The 16,003-nt window shown below is 53.7% G+C and carries 14 protein-coding genes and 1 pseudogene; 9 read left to right on the forward strand and 6 right to left on the reverse strand.

From position 1 onward, the window contains the following. Positions 1–87 precede the first annotated feature (87 nt). Together budA and AC2FH6_RS10750 are read left to right on the forward strand one after the other, a co-directional pair. Positions 88–882, forward strand: coding sequence for an acetolactate decarboxylase (budA, locus tag AC2FH6_RS10745; RefSeq protein WP_496702500.1), 795 nt, complete (start codon positions 88–90; stop codon positions 880–882). A gap of 123 nt (positions 883–1,005) precedes the next feature. Then, the gene (locus tag AC2FH6_RS10750) at positions 1,006–2,658 is read left to right on the forward strand and encodes an NAD-dependent malic enzyme (RefSeq protein ID WP_496702502.1); all 1,653 of its coding nucleotides are present in this window, start codon (positions 1,006–1,008) and stop codon (positions 2,656–2,658) included. 97 nt (positions 2,659–2,755) lie between these two features. Here the strand turns inward: AC2FH6_RS10750 and AC2FH6_RS10755 are convergent, their stop codons facing one another. Further along, complete coding sequence (locus AC2FH6_RS10755) at positions 2,756–3,943, reverse strand: YbfB/YjiJ family MFS transporter (protein WP_496702371.1); 1,188 nt, start codon at positions 3,941–3,943, stop codon at positions 2,756–2,758. Between the two features lie 181 nt (positions 3,944–4,124). On the opposite strand from AC2FH6_RS10755, the pseudogene AC2FH6_RS10760 reads away from it, so the two are divergent. Next, positions 4,125–4,343 (forward strand): annotated as a pseudogene (locus AC2FH6_RS10760) (hypothetical protein); the annotation flags it as partial. Between the two features lie 344 nt (positions 4,344–4,687). Next, complete coding sequence (locus AC2FH6_RS10765; protein ID WP_496702504.1) at positions 4,688–5,011, forward strand: hypothetical protein; 324 nt, start codon at positions 4,688–4,690, stop codon at positions 5,009–5,011. 219 nt (positions 5,012–5,230) lie between these two features. Here the strand turns inward: AC2FH6_RS10765 and AC2FH6_RS10770 are convergent, their stop codons facing one another. Then, the gene (locus AC2FH6_RS10770; protein ID WP_496702506.1) at positions 5,231–6,547 is read right to left on the reverse strand and encodes a tetratricopeptide repeat protein; all 1,317 of its coding nucleotides are present in this window, start codon (positions 6,545–6,547) and stop codon (positions 5,231–5,233) included. A gap of 123 nt (positions 6,548–6,670) precedes the next feature. On the opposite strand from AC2FH6_RS10770, the gene AC2FH6_RS10775 reads away from it, so the two are divergent. The 5 genes from AC2FH6_RS10775 to AC2FH6_RS10795 all read left to right on the forward strand — a co-directional run bounded on the left by AC2FH6_RS10775 (position 6,671) and on the right by AC2FH6_RS10795 (position 12,486). Then, positions 6,671–6,949 (forward strand): hypothetical protein, encoded by a 279-nt coding sequence (locus AC2FH6_RS10775; RefSeq protein ID WP_142639695.1) that lies wholly within the window; start codon positions 6,671–6,673, stop codon positions 6,947–6,949. A gap of 1 nt (position 6,950) precedes the next feature. Next, positions 6,951–8,588 (forward strand): sulfatase-like hydrolase/transferase, encoded by a 1,638-nt coding sequence (locus AC2FH6_RS10780; RefSeq protein WP_496702508.1) that lies wholly within the window; start codon positions 6,951–6,953, stop codon positions 8,586–8,588. Between the two features lie 102 nt (positions 8,589–8,690). Then, complete coding sequence (locus AC2FH6_RS10785; RefSeq protein WP_142639690.1) at positions 8,691–10,358, forward strand: sulfatase-like hydrolase/transferase; 1,668 nt, start codon at positions 8,691–8,693, stop codon at positions 10,356–10,358. A gap of 60 nt (positions 10,359–10,418) precedes the next feature. After that, positions 10,419–11,663: a DUF3179 domain-containing (seleno)protein gene (locus tag AC2FH6_RS10790; protein ID WP_496702510.1), complete on the forward strand. Its 1,245-nt coding sequence runs from the start codon at positions 10,419–10,421 to the stop codon at positions 11,661–11,663. 70 nt (positions 11,664–11,733) lie between these two features. Next, entirely contained in the window at positions 11,734–12,486 is a 753-nt protein-coding gene (locus AC2FH6_RS10795) for an outer membrane protein (RefSeq protein WP_496702362.1), read from the forward strand. Between the two features lie 509 nt (positions 12,487–12,995). On the opposite strand, the gene AC2FH6_RS10800 is transcribed toward AC2FH6_RS10795, so the two are convergent. The 4 genes from AC2FH6_RS10800 to AC2FH6_RS10815 are packed head-to-tail and all read right to left on the reverse strand — an operon-like array spanning position 12,996 to position 15,982. After that, positions 12,996–13,565, reverse strand: coding sequence for a TetR/AcrR family transcriptional regulator (locus AC2FH6_RS10800; RefSeq protein ID WP_142640372.1), 570 nt, complete (start codon positions 13,563–13,565; stop codon positions 12,996–12,998). A gap of 3 nt (positions 13,566–13,568) precedes the next feature. Beyond that, the gene (locus AC2FH6_RS10805) at positions 13,569–14,627 is read right to left on the reverse strand and encodes a flavin monoamine oxidase family protein (RefSeq protein ID WP_496702512.1); all 1,059 of its coding nucleotides are present in this window, start codon (positions 14,625–14,627) and stop codon (positions 13,569–13,571) included. Between the two features lie 3 nt (positions 14,628–14,630). Beyond that, on the reverse strand, positions 14,631–15,314 hold the full coding sequence (locus tag AC2FH6_RS10810) for an SDR family NAD(P)-dependent oxidoreductase (RefSeq protein WP_377192788.1): 684 nt from the start codon (positions 15,312–15,314) through the stop codon (positions 14,631–14,633). Further along, entirely contained in the window at positions 15,314–15,982 is a 669-nt protein-coding gene (locus AC2FH6_RS10815) for a cupin domain-containing protein (protein ID WP_496702514.1), read from the reverse strand. The genes AC2FH6_RS10810 and AC2FH6_RS10815 overlap by 1 nt, the downstream gene beginning before the upstream one ends. Positions 15,983–16,003 lie beyond the last annotated feature (21 nt).

Consider the following 16,003-nt stretch of genomic DNA (forward strand, 5'->3'; position numbering starts at 1 on the left):
CTCGAGAGGCACGCGATACTGCAAAGCAAGACAGTTTCGAATGGTCGAAAATGTATAGACACCAGGCAGATAGATTGGTGAAACAGCATGCGACAAGATAAAGAGCTTACTTTTGCAACGGCCCTGGCTAGTCATTCCAGAGAACGGGGTTTCCAATCGGAAAAACATGCACATGAGTATTATCAGGCTTCGTTGCTGAGCGCAGTTATGCAGGGCGTTTACGACGGGACCGTTTCCATCGAACAGCTGCTGGAACATGGAAACTTCGGCCTGGGTACATTCAATGCGCTCGACGGAGAAATGATTGTGTTGGATGGCGTTGCCTATCGCCTCGACGGGGATGGCAATGCTTCGGTCGCAAGCGACAAGGCTCTGACACCTTATGCTGCCGTCATCAATTTCGAACCAGCGGTTTATCGATCTTTGGACAGAGAAACACAAAAGGATGCTCTTGAGGCCCAGCTTGATGCATTGGCGGAGGCAAAAAACCTGTTCTATGCCGTTCGATTTACCGGCGACATTAAACACATAAAGTACAGAAACGTTCTACGGCAGGAGAAACCATACAAACCTCTGCTGGAGGTCGTAAAAACGCAGGCTGAGTTTGAGCTGAACAACGTCGAGGGGACAATTCTGGGGTTTCGGTGCCCGGATTATGCCGTCGGGATCGGCGTCCCGGGTTACCACCTACACTTTATTTCCAGCGATCTGAGCAAAGGAGGACACGTCCTGGATTACACTCTGACCAACGGTCGAATAGAAATTGATCATACGTCTTCTCTGCATCTTGAACTTCCAGAAACCAGATCATTTTCAGACGCCAATCTGTCTGCAGGCGCTTCGGCAGACAACATCCTAAGTGCAGAGAGTAACAATACTTAAGTACTTCTATGCAAGATGGTTAAATGCAACCGTGCTCTAAGTTCGTTGCAATTGCCGTTTTATAATGCTGACTTTACTGGAGGTCGCGTGCAAACAGTGCGTGCCGATCCGAAAGGGTAACCTATGGTCGATTCCGGTCCTGTAAATTTACAGTATTTGACAAACCCACTCCTGAACAAAGGTACTGCCTTTTCTTTACACGAACGAGAAAAGCTTGGATTGCTAGGTCTTCTTCCGCCACACATCGAAACGCTCGAAGCCCAGGTAGATCGTGCCTATGCCGCCTTTGAGCGCGAAGAGACACCGCTGGACAAGCATGTCTATCTGCGTGGCCTGCAGGATGATAACGAGGTTCTGTTCTACGCTCTGTTGGTGCGGCATCTGACCGAGATGATGCCGATAATTTACACACCCGTTGTGGGTGACGCCTGCAAACAGTTCAGTGAAATCTATGATCACCCACGCGGATTTATCATTTCGTACCCAGAGCGTGACCGGATCGATGACATACTTGAGAACGCCATCCTGCCCTCTGTCGAAGCCATCGTCGTTACCGACGGAGAGCGGATTTTGGGTTTGGGTGATCAAGGCGCGGGCGGTATGGGAATTCCGATCGGAAAGCTCTCGCTTTATACCGCTGCAGGCGGGATAAGCCCGTCTGTAACGCTCCCGGTGGTATTGGACGTCGGCACCAACAATCAGGAACGGCTGGAAGATCCCCTTTATATCGGCTGGCGTCATGAGCGCATCACCGGGGATGACTATTTCGAGTTCGTCGATCTTTTTGTGCAGGCGGTAAGGCGCAAGTGGCCGGATGTGTTGCTGCAATTCGAGGATTTTGCACAGCAACATGCGGCACCCCTGCTTGCGCGGTATCGCGATCAGCTCTGTACATTCAATGATGATATCCAGGGCACGGCTGCGGTAACGGCAGGCACTTTGCTGGCTGCCTCAGATGTCACCGGCATTCCGCTAAAGGACGCTACCATCGCGTTTCTTGGAGCGGGATCAGCGGGAGTGGGTATCGCAGAACAATTAGTTCAACTCATGATCCGGCAAGGACTATCCGAAACCGAGGCGCGTGAGCGCGTCTACATGGTGGATCGGAATGGCCTGTTAACCGATGCGATGACAGATCTTCTGCCGTTCCAGAAGCAGGTTGTCCAACCCTTCAACAAAGTGAGGAACTGGTCCAATGGTGAAATTTCCCTGTTGGATGTGATTAATCAGGCTAGACCCAACATATTGGTTGGTGTCAGCGGTCAGGCAGGCTTGTTCTCTGAAGAAATCATTCGTGCAATGGCGGCTCAGACTGATCATCCTGTCGTGTTGCCGCTTTCGAACCCGACATCGCGAATTGAGGCCGCGCCCGCAGATATTATCGACTGGTCAGGTGGCCTTGCAATAGTCGCCACCGGAAGCCCGTTTGATCCCGTTGTCTACAACGGCAAGACGCACCATGTCGCGCAATGCAATAATTCCTACATTTTCCCGGGTATGGGCTTGGGTGTGCTGGCGGCAGGCGCGCGCCAAGTCACTGACGGAATGTTCATGGCCGCCGCCGAGGCCTTGGCTGCATTATCGCCTGCGAAGTCTGATCGCACCGCAAGCCTGCTGCCCGATGTGGAGGACATTCGCCAGGTCAGCAAGGCTATTGCATTTGCCGTTGGTCAACAGGCGCAATCGGACGGGGTTGCGCCTAAATCCTCAGAAAATGACCTGAAAGCGGCGATAGAGGCGAAGTTCTGGATCCCGCACTATGAGGCAATGGCCTGAAGCAGACCCGCGCTGGAGTGACCAGAGCGCTATTCTTCGCGCAGTCAGAACTCACCTAGTCTGTTGTAGTGAATGAGCGCAGTTCGGAACAGGACGGTTACGCCACCGCACGCCCGAGTGGTTTTTGCATCGCAGCACAAAGGGCACCCACCAGCAAAACGGCAGAGGCCACTACAAGGCTATCTCCAATTTCTCCGGTTATGTCTCCGATGACGCCGGCTCCGATCGGTCCAAGTGTTTGTGAGATAGCGAAAACAACTGTAAAAAAGCTTATGGTTGCACCCCAATCCTGCTGATCCAGATTCTGGCGGACAAAGCTGGTGACAGCAGTGGGCGGCATAAAGACCGACAGCCCAAACACGAGCGCCGACATGATCAATCCATATCCGTTTGGAACAAGGATCGGCAGGGCTGAACCACAAGCGACGCCGGCTAAGATCAACGCCAATGGCGTCCCAGAAGCGAAGCGGGCTAATATCCCACGCCAAACAAATGGCGACGCCATAATGCTGAATCCAAGGATCATCCACGTTGCCGTGGTCAACAGGACACTGGAATGCTGCTCCTTCATCCAGACAGCGATGAAAGTTACGTAGACTATGTAACCCAACCCAAACAGCGCGTATCCGCCGAGTTCGCCTAACATCCTGCGCACCGGAGGAATGGAAGGAAGCGCTGCGTCGTGCTCGGCTTTGTTTAGCTTTGTGGACGCCCAAACGGAAAATGGACAAATGATCAGAGCTGCAATCCCAACTCCGATCCACGCCCAGTCCCAGTATTGCGGCCCGAAAACGTCCAGCATAGCCGGAAGGGTTGCACCACATAAGGCGATACCAAACCCACCGCCGCCGCCAAAGTACAAGGCGATAGCCAGTGCATTCCTTCGTGCGCAGTTCTGGAACAGAGATGCCGCCAGAACGCCGCCTGATACAAAGGAAAGAGCGCCGAACAACCCGACCAATGTACGACAAGCGGTTTGAAATACGAGGTCCTCATTTAACCCGGTTATTAACAGACACAGTGCGGTCGCCACAGTGCCGCCAGCAAACAGCCGTGACGGCGAAATATGGCGGATCAGGAAAAGTGTTAGGATTGCACCCATTATGTAGCCAATCGAATTGGCGGTGTTTAGCCAACCAGATTGAGTGAGGTTCCAGCCGAGGCTACTTTTCATTGATGGTAGAATTAGGCCGTATGCAAAGCGGCCAAAGGCGTTGGATATGCTGACGCCAAGCGCAAGGCCCAGCAATATGAGCCAAGGGTTAGTAGTTTTTGCCGAAGTCATGAATTTTCTTCCAGGTTGAACAACACCGTGCCCCATTGTGGGTGGCTGTGCAATCTCAACAGATCCAAGTCAGCCCCGTGCGGCTTAACCTGAGAAACAGCAGATTGAATATTCTCAACAAGTTGCCGCGCTGCTTTCGTCTACGCTATGTGAGTTCAACTGAGCAGCGACCTGCCAGTTTGGATGTCCACGTGTTGAGCTTGCTTCAGAGGTCGCTCGACTGCGAGACGACATTCTGCTTCGTCGCAATCGTCTGTCGGCTTTTCAGTCGGCACCTCCGAGTCACCTGACTCCTGGTGAAACGCTGTACGTTTGTGGCATTTCGACGAGCATATGTGTGTCGTCGACGCCATTGCGGGCGAATATATCAACAATCTCTTACAAGAGCACGCCACCATGACCGGGAACCGCCCGAGAAACGCAAATCTTGCGAATGCTGCGATCGGTTGTCAACGTCCGCTTTTGGGAAGCTGCACTGCGGCGCTAACCAAGCTGACGAACGGCAGGTATGTGCCCGTCCGGGAATTCTGTTTGAGGTGGGGCGGGGGATAATGCTGCACCGGCTGTGACGGCCGCTCTGAGCCCAAAGTCACGAATGTTGCGCTCTGCGCGAGCGTCCGCTTTTCACAGGTTGTCCAAGAAGCATAACTACAGAAATACAAATCTTCCAACTGGCATCGCGATGTTGGATCGGCTACGGGACGGTTATGTGCGGATTCTCTTCCAAACTCTCTGTGGTGTATTGTGACTGCTTTGACAGTCGCACTCATAGCTGAGGGCTTTGCGCATCGGACAGCTCCCACGTCTACGACCCCGGAACTCACCGCCTATATCGCAGCAGGCGGGCAGTTGAGCGGCATCTGCGGAAATATAGATGGCGACAGCGCACCAGTGACCGTTGATTGCGAAGCTTGCCGCATCAGCAACACGTCCGTTCTGCTTCAAGACAGTTGTCCACGCTTCGTACAGACCACAGCAACGCGAACTTTCGAATTTATCGCCAAACGCGTTGCCGAGCGCAATGATCTCGATCCCGCGCGTTTGACCCGCGCCCTGCCTCACGCCTGATTTCATTACCTTTTATTGAAATCAAAGATGCCCGTATCCCGCTGGATGCGGCGCGATTGTGCTTGGAGGCCGCTAAATGACTATTACCGATACACCTGCGCAGTCCGGGGGCGGCGCAAACAAACTCTACTTCGCGGCATGGCGCTGGCATTTTTACGCTGGTCTTTATGTCATTCCAATCTGAGCAAATTGATTGTGACACATCCTACTGCTTGAGAATCAGGGTCTGATGGTTCCTGACCAACCCGCAGCCTTCATTGCACTGATCAGCTCTTGAACTGGCTGTGGGTCTACAAACACTCGAGCCTTCAGTGCTTCGAGAGGGAAGCTTGGCCAAGTGTCCGAAAATACTTTTGCAAGCCGCTGTGCCTCTGCTTGTTCTCCGTTCCTCCAGTGGGCTGCCATAAGGTAAGCTGCGGAAATTGGTCCGAACGGCCCTCCACGCGATATTGTTTCATCAAACGTCCTGATTGCGGCAGCATAGTCTCCCGTATGGAACTGAGCCGCACCCAATGCATTGTCAAATACAAGTCCCCCTCCTTGTGGGGCCAGGGCTCTATATCGCGCTGATTGAGACAAAACTCGTTCAAAATCAGATGTATAAAGGGAAATCAAGGCATCGAATTCAGCAACATGTGAATCATCGGGTGCCAAACCTACGGCCCGTTGGGATAATCGAACTGCGCTATCGTAATTGCCCACCCCAAATTCAAACCAGGCTCGCGCTGAAAGCGGCCATGCTGCATCCGGAGCCAATTCCAAAGCATAAGCACTATTCTTGTCGGCCGCGTGCAAAAACTCATCAGAACCTGGATCGCCAGATTTCATGATGGCGAACATGGTTTCGACCTGAGAAGCGCCAGCATACCCCCCGTAATAAAACGGATCTCGTTCAATTGCTGTTTGGAATATCAACAACGCAGGTTGAAGGCGTGCCAAATCTGTAACCGGAAAAATCAGATCCCGGCCAGCGTTGCTTAGGTTCATTGCTTCGACGCGGGCTGGCGACACGTCGTAGATCGCAGTTTTGCCAGTTATTGGAGCAACAGATTTCGAACCGCGGCCGATCAGAACACCGACTAGAATACCGGCTACTAGAAGTGAAAGCGAGATAACGACTGCGTAAGCCTGTCGCCTTCCGCGTAATGGTTGTCTGCTTCGATTGGAGCCCGGCAAAAACTCGGGTGCGTAACTTCCGACAGGCAATGAGATTACCAATTCGTCAGCGATCCCATTACTTTCATAATAAGCTTGGAGTTTTCGCCGAACACGTCCCGCATCCACGCGTACGACGCCTTCGCGTTTCAATAGCTCATCCGCGTCGTATCCATAAACATCCATCGCAATGGTTTTGGCGCGTATCTCGTTGGAACGACCTTCGAGCGATTCCATCACAACATAAGACAGAAAAGATCGCATGCGGGCGGACCCTTTGAATTCATCTGACTTCTGAACCCTATCCAACGCATCGCGCACCTGCTCGGCCGAGAACTGTTGAGTGTCATTCTGTTCCTGATCGTCCATGCTGACGGTCAAAGAACTATCCTTTCGCAATAAGGGTTTGTCGCCATGGTGCTACGGTAGCATGCGGCTTTATACGTTCAATACATATTCTGTTGGATGCATGCTTGGCAAACGAATGCCTGAAGGGCGCTGCCAATGACGGATGATGAGTTCTTTGAATCCCAATTTCCCGAAGCGGGTCGCCTGCTGCAGGACCTGCGGGCAAAAGACCAAGAGTTTGATCGAATTTGCCGCGACTACAAAGAGGTCTTCGCCGAACTGGCGGTGCCGCCAAGGTCGCAGTCTGTTCTTCAGATGCGCTATCTCGCCGATCTGGCAGAAAGCCTTTCGGACCTGCGCAGCAGTATTGACGGACGGTTGCAGGCGCATGGCCTTGATTCGGAATCGGTACGGAACAAAGATTTGGAGGTTTGACATGAGACTTAGATACATTTTGCCTGCGTTGTTGATTGGTGCCGGCTCCGCGCTTGCTCAGGAAACTCCGATTGTTCATGACGGCGAGTTCGAATTCCTTCGCGCGCAGTTTGGTGAGGCATGGGATGCGCAAGACGTTGAAGTCGACGCCAAGCTGACCGAAATTCGTGCGGCCAACGGCGGCAAGCCTCCTAATTTCCTCTACATCTTGATCGATGATGTAAGCTTTGGTCAGATGGGTGACCGCAAGATGAATTACGTCATGGGGATCGAGACACCCAGCATCAATCAGTTGGCTACCGAAGGCATGTCGCTGATGCGCATGTATACCGAACCCTCTTGTACTCCCACACGTACCGCCATGCTGACGGGGCGCCACCCAATACGCGCCGGTGTCGAAGAGGTCAAAGTGGCTTTGGTCGGTGAAGGTCTTCCGACCAGCGAAGTGACACTGCCGGAGATACTGAAACAAGTCGGCTACAATACGGCGCATGTTGGCAAATGGCACCAAGGTGACATTGAGCAATCGTACCCACACAATCAGGGATTCGACTGGGCCGCATTTCCACTACACCAGCAAGTGCAGCTGAGCCTCATGATCCCCGAGGCAATGAGGTCCAACGCCATGCTCGGCTACGTGCCCGAGGGGCAGAACAATCAGTTCCTGCTGGATGAGCGCTTCAAGCCATATGGTCTTGTCACCGGTGTCGAGGCCGAAGCCGGTGGGCCCGCCCTGGAAGTAGACATGTCAGCCGGTGAGGTTTGGACGCAGGCCAAATATGAAGAGATGAACGAACGATATCAACGGCAGGCGCTGGAGCAACTCGAACGTGTAGCCTCCGAGGATGCGCCATTCTTCTTGCAATACTGGCCGCTGTACCCGTTGAACTTCGTCTACCCGGATCAGGCAATTTCACGAAATGGCGGGTTTCATGCCGACAAGCTGCAACTGCTTGATGGATGGATTGGAGATCTCTTGGCCAAGCTTGAAGAAACCGGCACGGCAGACAACACAATTGTTGTTCTGATGGCAGATAATGGTCTGATGTATCACTATGAAGGCTCATCCGGCCTGAACCAACTAATCTATCGCGGAGGCAAAACTCAGCATCTTGAAGGCGGAGTAAGAACCGATGCGTTCATTCGCTGGCCCGGTGTGATCGAACCCAACACTGCAGCTGGCGACATCGTTCATGTTTCAGATATCTTCACCACAATGGCGCGAATTGCCGGAGCCACCGCCTTTATCCCAAGGGACCGTGTGATAGACGGCATTGACCAGACGGCGTTACTGTTGAACGGCGAGGGGAACGGTCGGCGTGACTATGTCTATGTCTACGAAGGCCCTGTCTTGCGCTCGGTCGTTAAACAAGAATTCAAGATGCACCTTCCTGCCCCTGGTCAACCCGGCGCGGCTGCTCCAACCTATAACATCTATCGGGACCCTCGTGAGGAACACCCGTTGGTTGGCTACTCGCTTTGGGCCGGTGCATCTTTTCAGGATATGATAAAGCGCCACCAGAAGATGATCGCCAAATATCCACATTCAGAGATCGGCAAAGGTACCCCCTATGAGGGCATCGAAAACCTGCGTCCGGAAACTGAACTGACCCGTGATGTATTCATGAGCTGGCAGTGACGTCGCAAATTTAAATAAATATCTGAATATAACGATGTTACAATTGGTTAACGCATCAAAGATCAAACACCGAAGCTCGGCTTCAAACCTGGGGGAGACGGAATGAAACTACAATGGCTTCTGGTTTTTTGTGCAGGCGTTACGGCACCACCTTTGCAAGCGCAGGAAGACCCAATTCAACACGATGCCGAATTCTATATTCTGCAGGCACAACATGCAGAACAATGGGCACAGGATGATACCGCTGTTGATGATGCTCTGGCCGCTTTTCGTGACGGTAACAATGGGCAGCCCCCAAACATAGTCAGCGTTCTGATCGACGATATGGGCTTCGGCGACATGGGCATCCCCGAGCTAAACGCTGTGCGAGGTTATGAAACGCCGAATATCAACGACTTTTCCGATCAGGCGATGCGAATGGTGCGCATGTATACTGAACCTTCGTGCACGCCGACCCGCGTGGCACAAATGACCGGGCGGTTGCCCGTACGCATGGGTATGGGCGACACAACGGTGGACATTGCCGGGTTTGGCTTACCGGAAAACGAGGTCACCTTGGCCGAAATTCTGAAACAGGCGGGTTATGCGACCAGCCATGTCGGCAAATGGCACATGGGCGATATCGCCGAAAGCTGGGCGATGAATCAGGGTTTTGACTATGCCCAGCACGCCATCCACCAACAGGGCCAGCTGACGATCTTCAATGATGATGCGATCAAAGAACAGGTCTCGGTCGCGATCCGTGACTATGACGACAAATATACGCTGGACGGCTGGTTCCGGCCGGACTCTGCCGCGATGATGACAGTCATCGAAGGGGAAACCGGCGGGCCCATCCGCGAAATTCGCATGGAAACCGGCGAACGCTGGAACGCTGCGAAGTACGATGAGATGAACCAGGGGTTTCAGGACAAGACGATGGAAGAATTGGATCGCCTAGCAAGTGGTGAAGACCCGTTTTTCTTACAATACTGGCCGATGATCCCGCTGGACAACACCCGTGCCGGGCGGTCGGGGCCAGAGAGCGTTAATGGTGGCCTGTATGTGGACAAAATGCAGTTGCTCGATCAGTGGTTGGGCGACTTGTTCGCGCGGCTGGAAGAGTTGGGCTTGACGGAAAACACTGTGGTTGTGGTCATGGGTGACAATGGCCATTTCACCAAATACGCGCCGCAATCCGGGTTCACCCCGCTGATCTATGCTGGCGGCAAAGGTGACACGACTGAAGGCGGTATACGAGTTGACGCCTTCATCCGCTGGCCCGGTATGATCGAGGCTGACGGGTTGCTTAACAGCATCATCCATGTCTCGGACCTCTATACCACTTTGTCGCGCTTTGCCGGAGCAGATCAGTATATTCCGCGGGATCGCCTTGTGGATGGGGTGGACCAGTCGGCCGCCTTGTTGTTCACCGATGAATCCAAATCTCGCCGCGATCACGTCATCGTCTATTCGGTGAACAAGCCCGAGGCGGTCGTGAAAGACCAGCTAAAGCTGAAACTGCCGGGACCAGGCGAAAGCGCCATTCTTGCAAAGTTCTTTGATCTCTATCGGGACACGCGCGAAGAATACTCGGTCTCGACCGAGGTTGGCGCCTGGGGAGGGCAGGAATTCGCTCGGATTCTGGGCCGCCACATGGCCCGCAAAGAGAAATTCCCCGATACCGCGCCCGCCTATGGCGTGCCCTATGAAGGGATCGAGAACATCCGCCCCGAAACCCAACAGGCAGTTGAGGCTTTCATGATCAAGCGCGCGTCACCACAGAAGTAAGCCTAATCCTTCGCAATAAACCTGTGAAGGACTGTGTTAATCAAGGTCGAGGGTCACAGCATGTTTGGTAGCATAATATTCGCACTGGGATTGATTGTGTCTCTCGGCATCGGGTTTGTCTATTTTCGCGATCTGGGCGACGTCTCTCAAATGCTGCTGAAGGTAAAGCGCGAGAATATGGTGCGCTTTATCCGCAATGAATATCGCCTGATCGGTATCGGACTTGGCGGGTTTGCAGCGGCAACACTTGCGCATTTCCTTTTGGGCGGTGGCCCTTTCTGGCTTTGGCTCATAGCGGCTGTGCTTACTCTTCTTCTTTATGGGTTTCCCTACGTTTGGGTGCATTTGGGTCTAAGGAACCAGCTCAATGACGCACAGTACTTTCCAATTGAAGAAGCCCGCAAATATGTCGGACCAACTGCGCCTGTCATAGTCATCGAAAACAACGGCCAAGCGCGCGCGCACCCGGATGCGCAGATTATGCGCCCTCATCTGGCCGGGAATGTAGATGGCTTGGGTGGCGAAGACGTGGTCATGACCTATTGCGCTATGGCCAATCTGGGTCAGGGTTACATTCCGCGAATAGAAGGACGACGGTTGAATCTCGAGGTTTTGGCCCAGCATGGCAATAACCTAATCCTGCGCGATAACGACACGGGCGAGCCGATCCAGCACATCTATGGTTTCCGCGAGGCGGACCGCGACCCTAACTCCGACGGTCCTGCCTGCCCCCTTCGACCCGAAGCGCAAATGGAGCCCTGGCCAACCTTTCGAATGACGTTCCGCGGGTTTCAGAAGGCCTATCCTGACGGTGAGGTATTTCTGAACAAGCCATCCCCGAACCCATTTTTGCGCCTGCTGGATATGATGACCGAGATCACGTTTGGCTGGGGCATCGGACGCCAGCATCAGGAAGACGCGCCCGTGATGGACAACATGGATCGTTCAGACGATCGGTTACCAAATAAAACCTACGTTTGGGGAATTACGATCGGTAAGGATGCGGTTTGCTGGACTGATGATTTCATCGTCGAGAACGAGTGGATCGTGAATGCCAATGTCGGCGGACGAGATGTCGTGGTCAGCTTGGATCCAAAGTATGAAAGCCTAGGCGTTTGGTACAACGACTTTGGTCAACCTGTGAGCCATTGCGATTTTTGGGGCCATTCAGATCAGGGTCAGCTAAAACGTGTCGAAACCCTGCGCGCAGGCGCATTCTGGCATGTCTGGTCCGAGTTTTTCCCGAACACAGATATTAATCGTGTCGGCAGCGGTTCGATGGCAACCGAAGGAGCTGTAGAATGAGGCCTAGGGCCAAACAACCACAAACCAAAGACCATTTATTCAAACTTGATTGTTTGACGGGAGGGACAGAATGATTTCGTCAATTTGGGTGAAAAGCTGCACTTGCGGAGTAGCTTTTTTTGCATCTGTGGCCACAGCGGCTTCGGCTCAACAATCCGATTGGTCATATGAGGCCACAATATACCTGTTCATGCCGGAAACAGAGACTACATTGGACACACCTTTGGGCACTCTGGACGGTACGCTCAGCTTTTCGGATGCGTTGGAAAACCTCGATTTTGCCTTTATGAGTGCGTTCTCGGCCACCAACGGACGTTGGCTGATACTTGCAGATTACAATTACACAGACTTATCGTTCAGCAACAGCGCTCCTGGACCTGTCGGCTCGGGTCTGGAGACATCATTTACCACACAATACCTGAGTGGCTATGTTGGCTACAGAGTGTATGAAGCGCCAACTATCACCGTTGACGTCGCCGGGGGTTTCCGGTGGTTCAGCACCGAAACGGAATTTACCCTTCTACCCGGCGCGGCACCGGGGCGCACAACAACGGCAGACGATAGCTGGACCGACCCTGTCATCGGCGCCAGAGCACGGGTACAGTTCTCGGACAAGTGGTCGGGCTCCGGTTTTGTCGACTACGGAGGCTTCCGCAGCGACAGTGAAACCTGGCAGATTCTGCTGACGGCAGATTACGCAATCAACGACAGGTGGCTGATCCGCGGTGGTTATCGCTATATCTCATTCGATCATGAAATCGACGGCAACGATTTTACATTTGATCAGTCGGGGCCTGTGCTAGGCGCGACTTATCGGTTCTAAAATTCTTTGTTGGCGAACCCGAGACAAGGTTGTGATGTTACGAACGTCGTTTGATTGGCGCGATTCAATTGTAAAAAGGTTTAGAGAATCAAATTCGCATGTGCCCTCAGATTTGTTTTCGTGCCTGGCCCCAGATCTTGACCCCCGGCATCGATAGCTGGCTGGAGTTTGTTGTAGCCATAGAAATCTAGCAATGAATGAGACAAGTCTGAGGTAGCGATTCCACTTTCGACTGCGGAGTGAGAATTCACCTAGGCTAGCTTTCGCAATCGCAGCGAATGCCTGAAATGCGGGTTGCTAACGCAATATTTCAAAGGGCTGATGGATGTCGGCTATGGGCCGTTCAAATCGATGGCTAGTGGTTCTTGAACCGAAATGCTGCGCTGCACCCAAGGTCTTGAAAGAGCCCAAAACGACCAATGCTGCAGAGCGCAGCAATGTCTGTTTTTGAACGTGCTCAAGTCCTAACGGACAAAAACCAGCGTCAGGACGAAGGGTTGCGCATTGGTTTATTGAACCAATCGCTTGGACAAAATCTGGACTGCCGCTTCAAACCTTTGCGGGTCCTGTGCCACTCGGGCTGCCAGTTGTGCGCCCTCGAGCAAAGGCAGTGTTGCGGCGGCTTCTGCTGCCGGATCGGCAACATGTAGGATCGTTCCATCGCCCTGACCCAGTGAAAATACCCTCGCAAGCCATTCGGTCATCATTGTGCGAAAACGGTTCATCTCGGCAATCGTGTCTGCTGATAGATTTTCTGTGCTGGTCGAAAAAGACACGCACAGGCACAAGCTTTGACCACCTTCAAGTGCGCCACGATACCGCTTGATCAAAGCGGCCAAGCGCGTCGCCCCTGTTGCATGGTCTTGATCAATCTCGCCACAGGCGGTTTCCAAATCTGAATAATACCGCTGCATCAGCGCGACGGCCAAAGCTGCCTTGCTGGCGAAATGATGGTGAATGCTGGCCTTTGTGATTCCGACGTCGGCGGCCAGGTCGGCATAGCTGAACCCATCAAAGCCACGCCTGCGCGCGGCCCGTTCAGCCGAATTGAGCAGAGTTGTCTTGGTGTCGGTCGCCATGTGTTATCCAAGATTTTGGGCGTTTAGGCTGTGTAGGACATTCTCTGCCGCTTCCAAAGCACCTTCGATATAGCCGCCGAAAACCGGGGCGACCTCTGTTCCTGCGAAATGCAGCTTTCCGTTCCACAGATTGCTCATCGCCTTCGGTAGACCGTATGTCGGATGGGCATATAGCGGTGCCTTATCCGCCTCAGTTGCAGTGTAGGGATCAATGGCCCAGTCTTTCAAGTAGAGCTTTTGGGGCTCGGCGGCTTCAGGCCCGAACAACCGTGTTAATTGAGCGTGCAGGTGCTGACGCAGCAGTTGTTCGTCCGCGCGACCTTGGAGCGGTACACCGATGAAGCCAAATAGCGCGTATGGTCCACCCTCAGGGGGGGATGCATCATGGATTTCGACCATCGGTCCTTTCCGGCTCATTGCATCACCGGACAGTCCTTGTTTGCGCCAGAATGGTTTGTCGTACACCGCAACAGCCTTGGCCTGACCTGCCATCCATGTCGCGATGCCTTTCATGGTTTGGGCGGCTTCGGCAGACAATGCGGGCGAAAATGCGATTTCGGCCGCAACACGTGGGGGCACAGCGAGGACAGCTTGATCCGCGTGGATCTGTTCGCCCTTTGCCGTTGTTGCAATGAATTGATCGCCGGACATGTCAAGTTTAACAACCGGCGCGTTTAGCTGTTTGCGATGATCCGGCAGGCAGTTGGCCAATGCGTCTGTCAGAGCAGCCAACCCTCCCCTTAGCCGCCATGTCACTTCTATTGATGAAAAACCCTGCCCGCGTTGCACGTTGCCATGTTCATCCTCAAAGGTCTGAGCGCCATCGGCGAATTGGTCGAACTTTGTCAGACCAAACCGATCAATCAGAGCTGCAATACGTGGCTGGCCCGGCCAGAACCAGGCAGGCCCCATGTCAAAGTAGCCTGCCTCCAGATGCTGCGTCATGATTCGCCCGCCAAACCGCGGGCGGGCCTCAATCAGCATATAGTCGCGCCCTTGCGCCTCAAGACGTTCGGCTAAGACAAGCCCTGACATCCCGCCGCCGACAATCAGCGTTTGCATGCGCTAGAACCCTTCGGATGCCGGGCGCAGATCTAGCTCGTGCGTCCATGTGGATTTGGGTTGGTGGGCGAGGCTACAGTAGGCCTCTGCGATGTCCTCGGGCTTCATCATCTTGCCCGGATCAAGGTTGTGCAGGTCCCGAGATCGCGCTGTATCAATGATACCGTCCAGAATCGCGTGGCAGACATGAACACCTGCTGGTTGATACTCCCGTGCAAGCGATTGCGTCAGGCCGCGCAAGGCGAATTTTGCGCTGGCAAAGGCCGAGAATCTTGTACCACCCCGCAAGGACGCTGTGGCGCCAGATACAATGAACGTACCACCGCCAGCGCGGACCATCGGTTGCAGTGTCGATTGGGCAAGCAAAATGGCAGACTGCACCATGGATCCCCACGTGCGTTGATAATCAGCAAGCCGGGTTTCTGCGAAAGGCGCGATGATCAGTTCGCTCGTGTTGTGGATCACAACCTTAGGCGGGCCATGTTCTGCAATAACCTGTGCCAGGATGCTGGGAACGGCACTCTCGTCCGTCAGGTCCATCTCAAAGAACTGGCCAATCACCGTTTCAGGTTGGGTGCGTCCCAAGCCAACGGCAGCAAAGCCATCTTTTGTGAAACGGGACAACAGGGACTGACCAAGGCCAGCCCCCGCGCCGGCCACAAGGACCAAAGGTTTTTCAACACTCATCAGACGGCAGGCGGTTTGGCGTGGGGCAAATGACCCGTCTTGATCCACAGCTTTGCCCCATCAGGGCCAGCCGTTGCAGACAGTTGATCGCCTTCCGGCAGTCGCAGCCATGCTCCTTTTTCAAGCGTACCGCTGCCTTCGGTGACGGAACCGGCAATCACCAGCATTTCGATCCCACCCACATCGGTATTTTCCAGTGTCGCGCCTGCATCAAGGTGGCTGTAGGTCACTGTTTCACGCGCATCACGGTGTAGTTCAGCCGTTGCGACACCATCCACAGGATCGGTCAGTTCTTCGGCCATGGTTTTGCGAAACTGATTGCGGTCGACCATGTCGAACTGCCACAGCTTTACAAAGATCGTGCAGCCCGGCTCTGACCCCGGCGTATGTGCAGTGGTGGGAGGATTGCGCACATATGTCCCTTCGGGGAAGTCGCCATGTTCGTCCTGAAATACACCATCAAGCACGATGAATTCTTCGCCACCTGTATGGGTGTGTTCCGAAAACTTGCTGCCCGGCGCATAGCGCACAATCGTCGTGGCACGGGCAACTTCGCCGCCGATGCGGTCCAGCATACGCCGATCCACACCGGGCATAGGCGAAGCGTTCCACTCAAGCTGTTCAGAGTGAACAACCACGCGTGTTTTAAAGTCTGCGTTCAGTTCCATGTTTTTCCTTTCGGCTTGAGT

This window comes from Ruegeria sp. CDSC045, assembly GCF_059610725.1.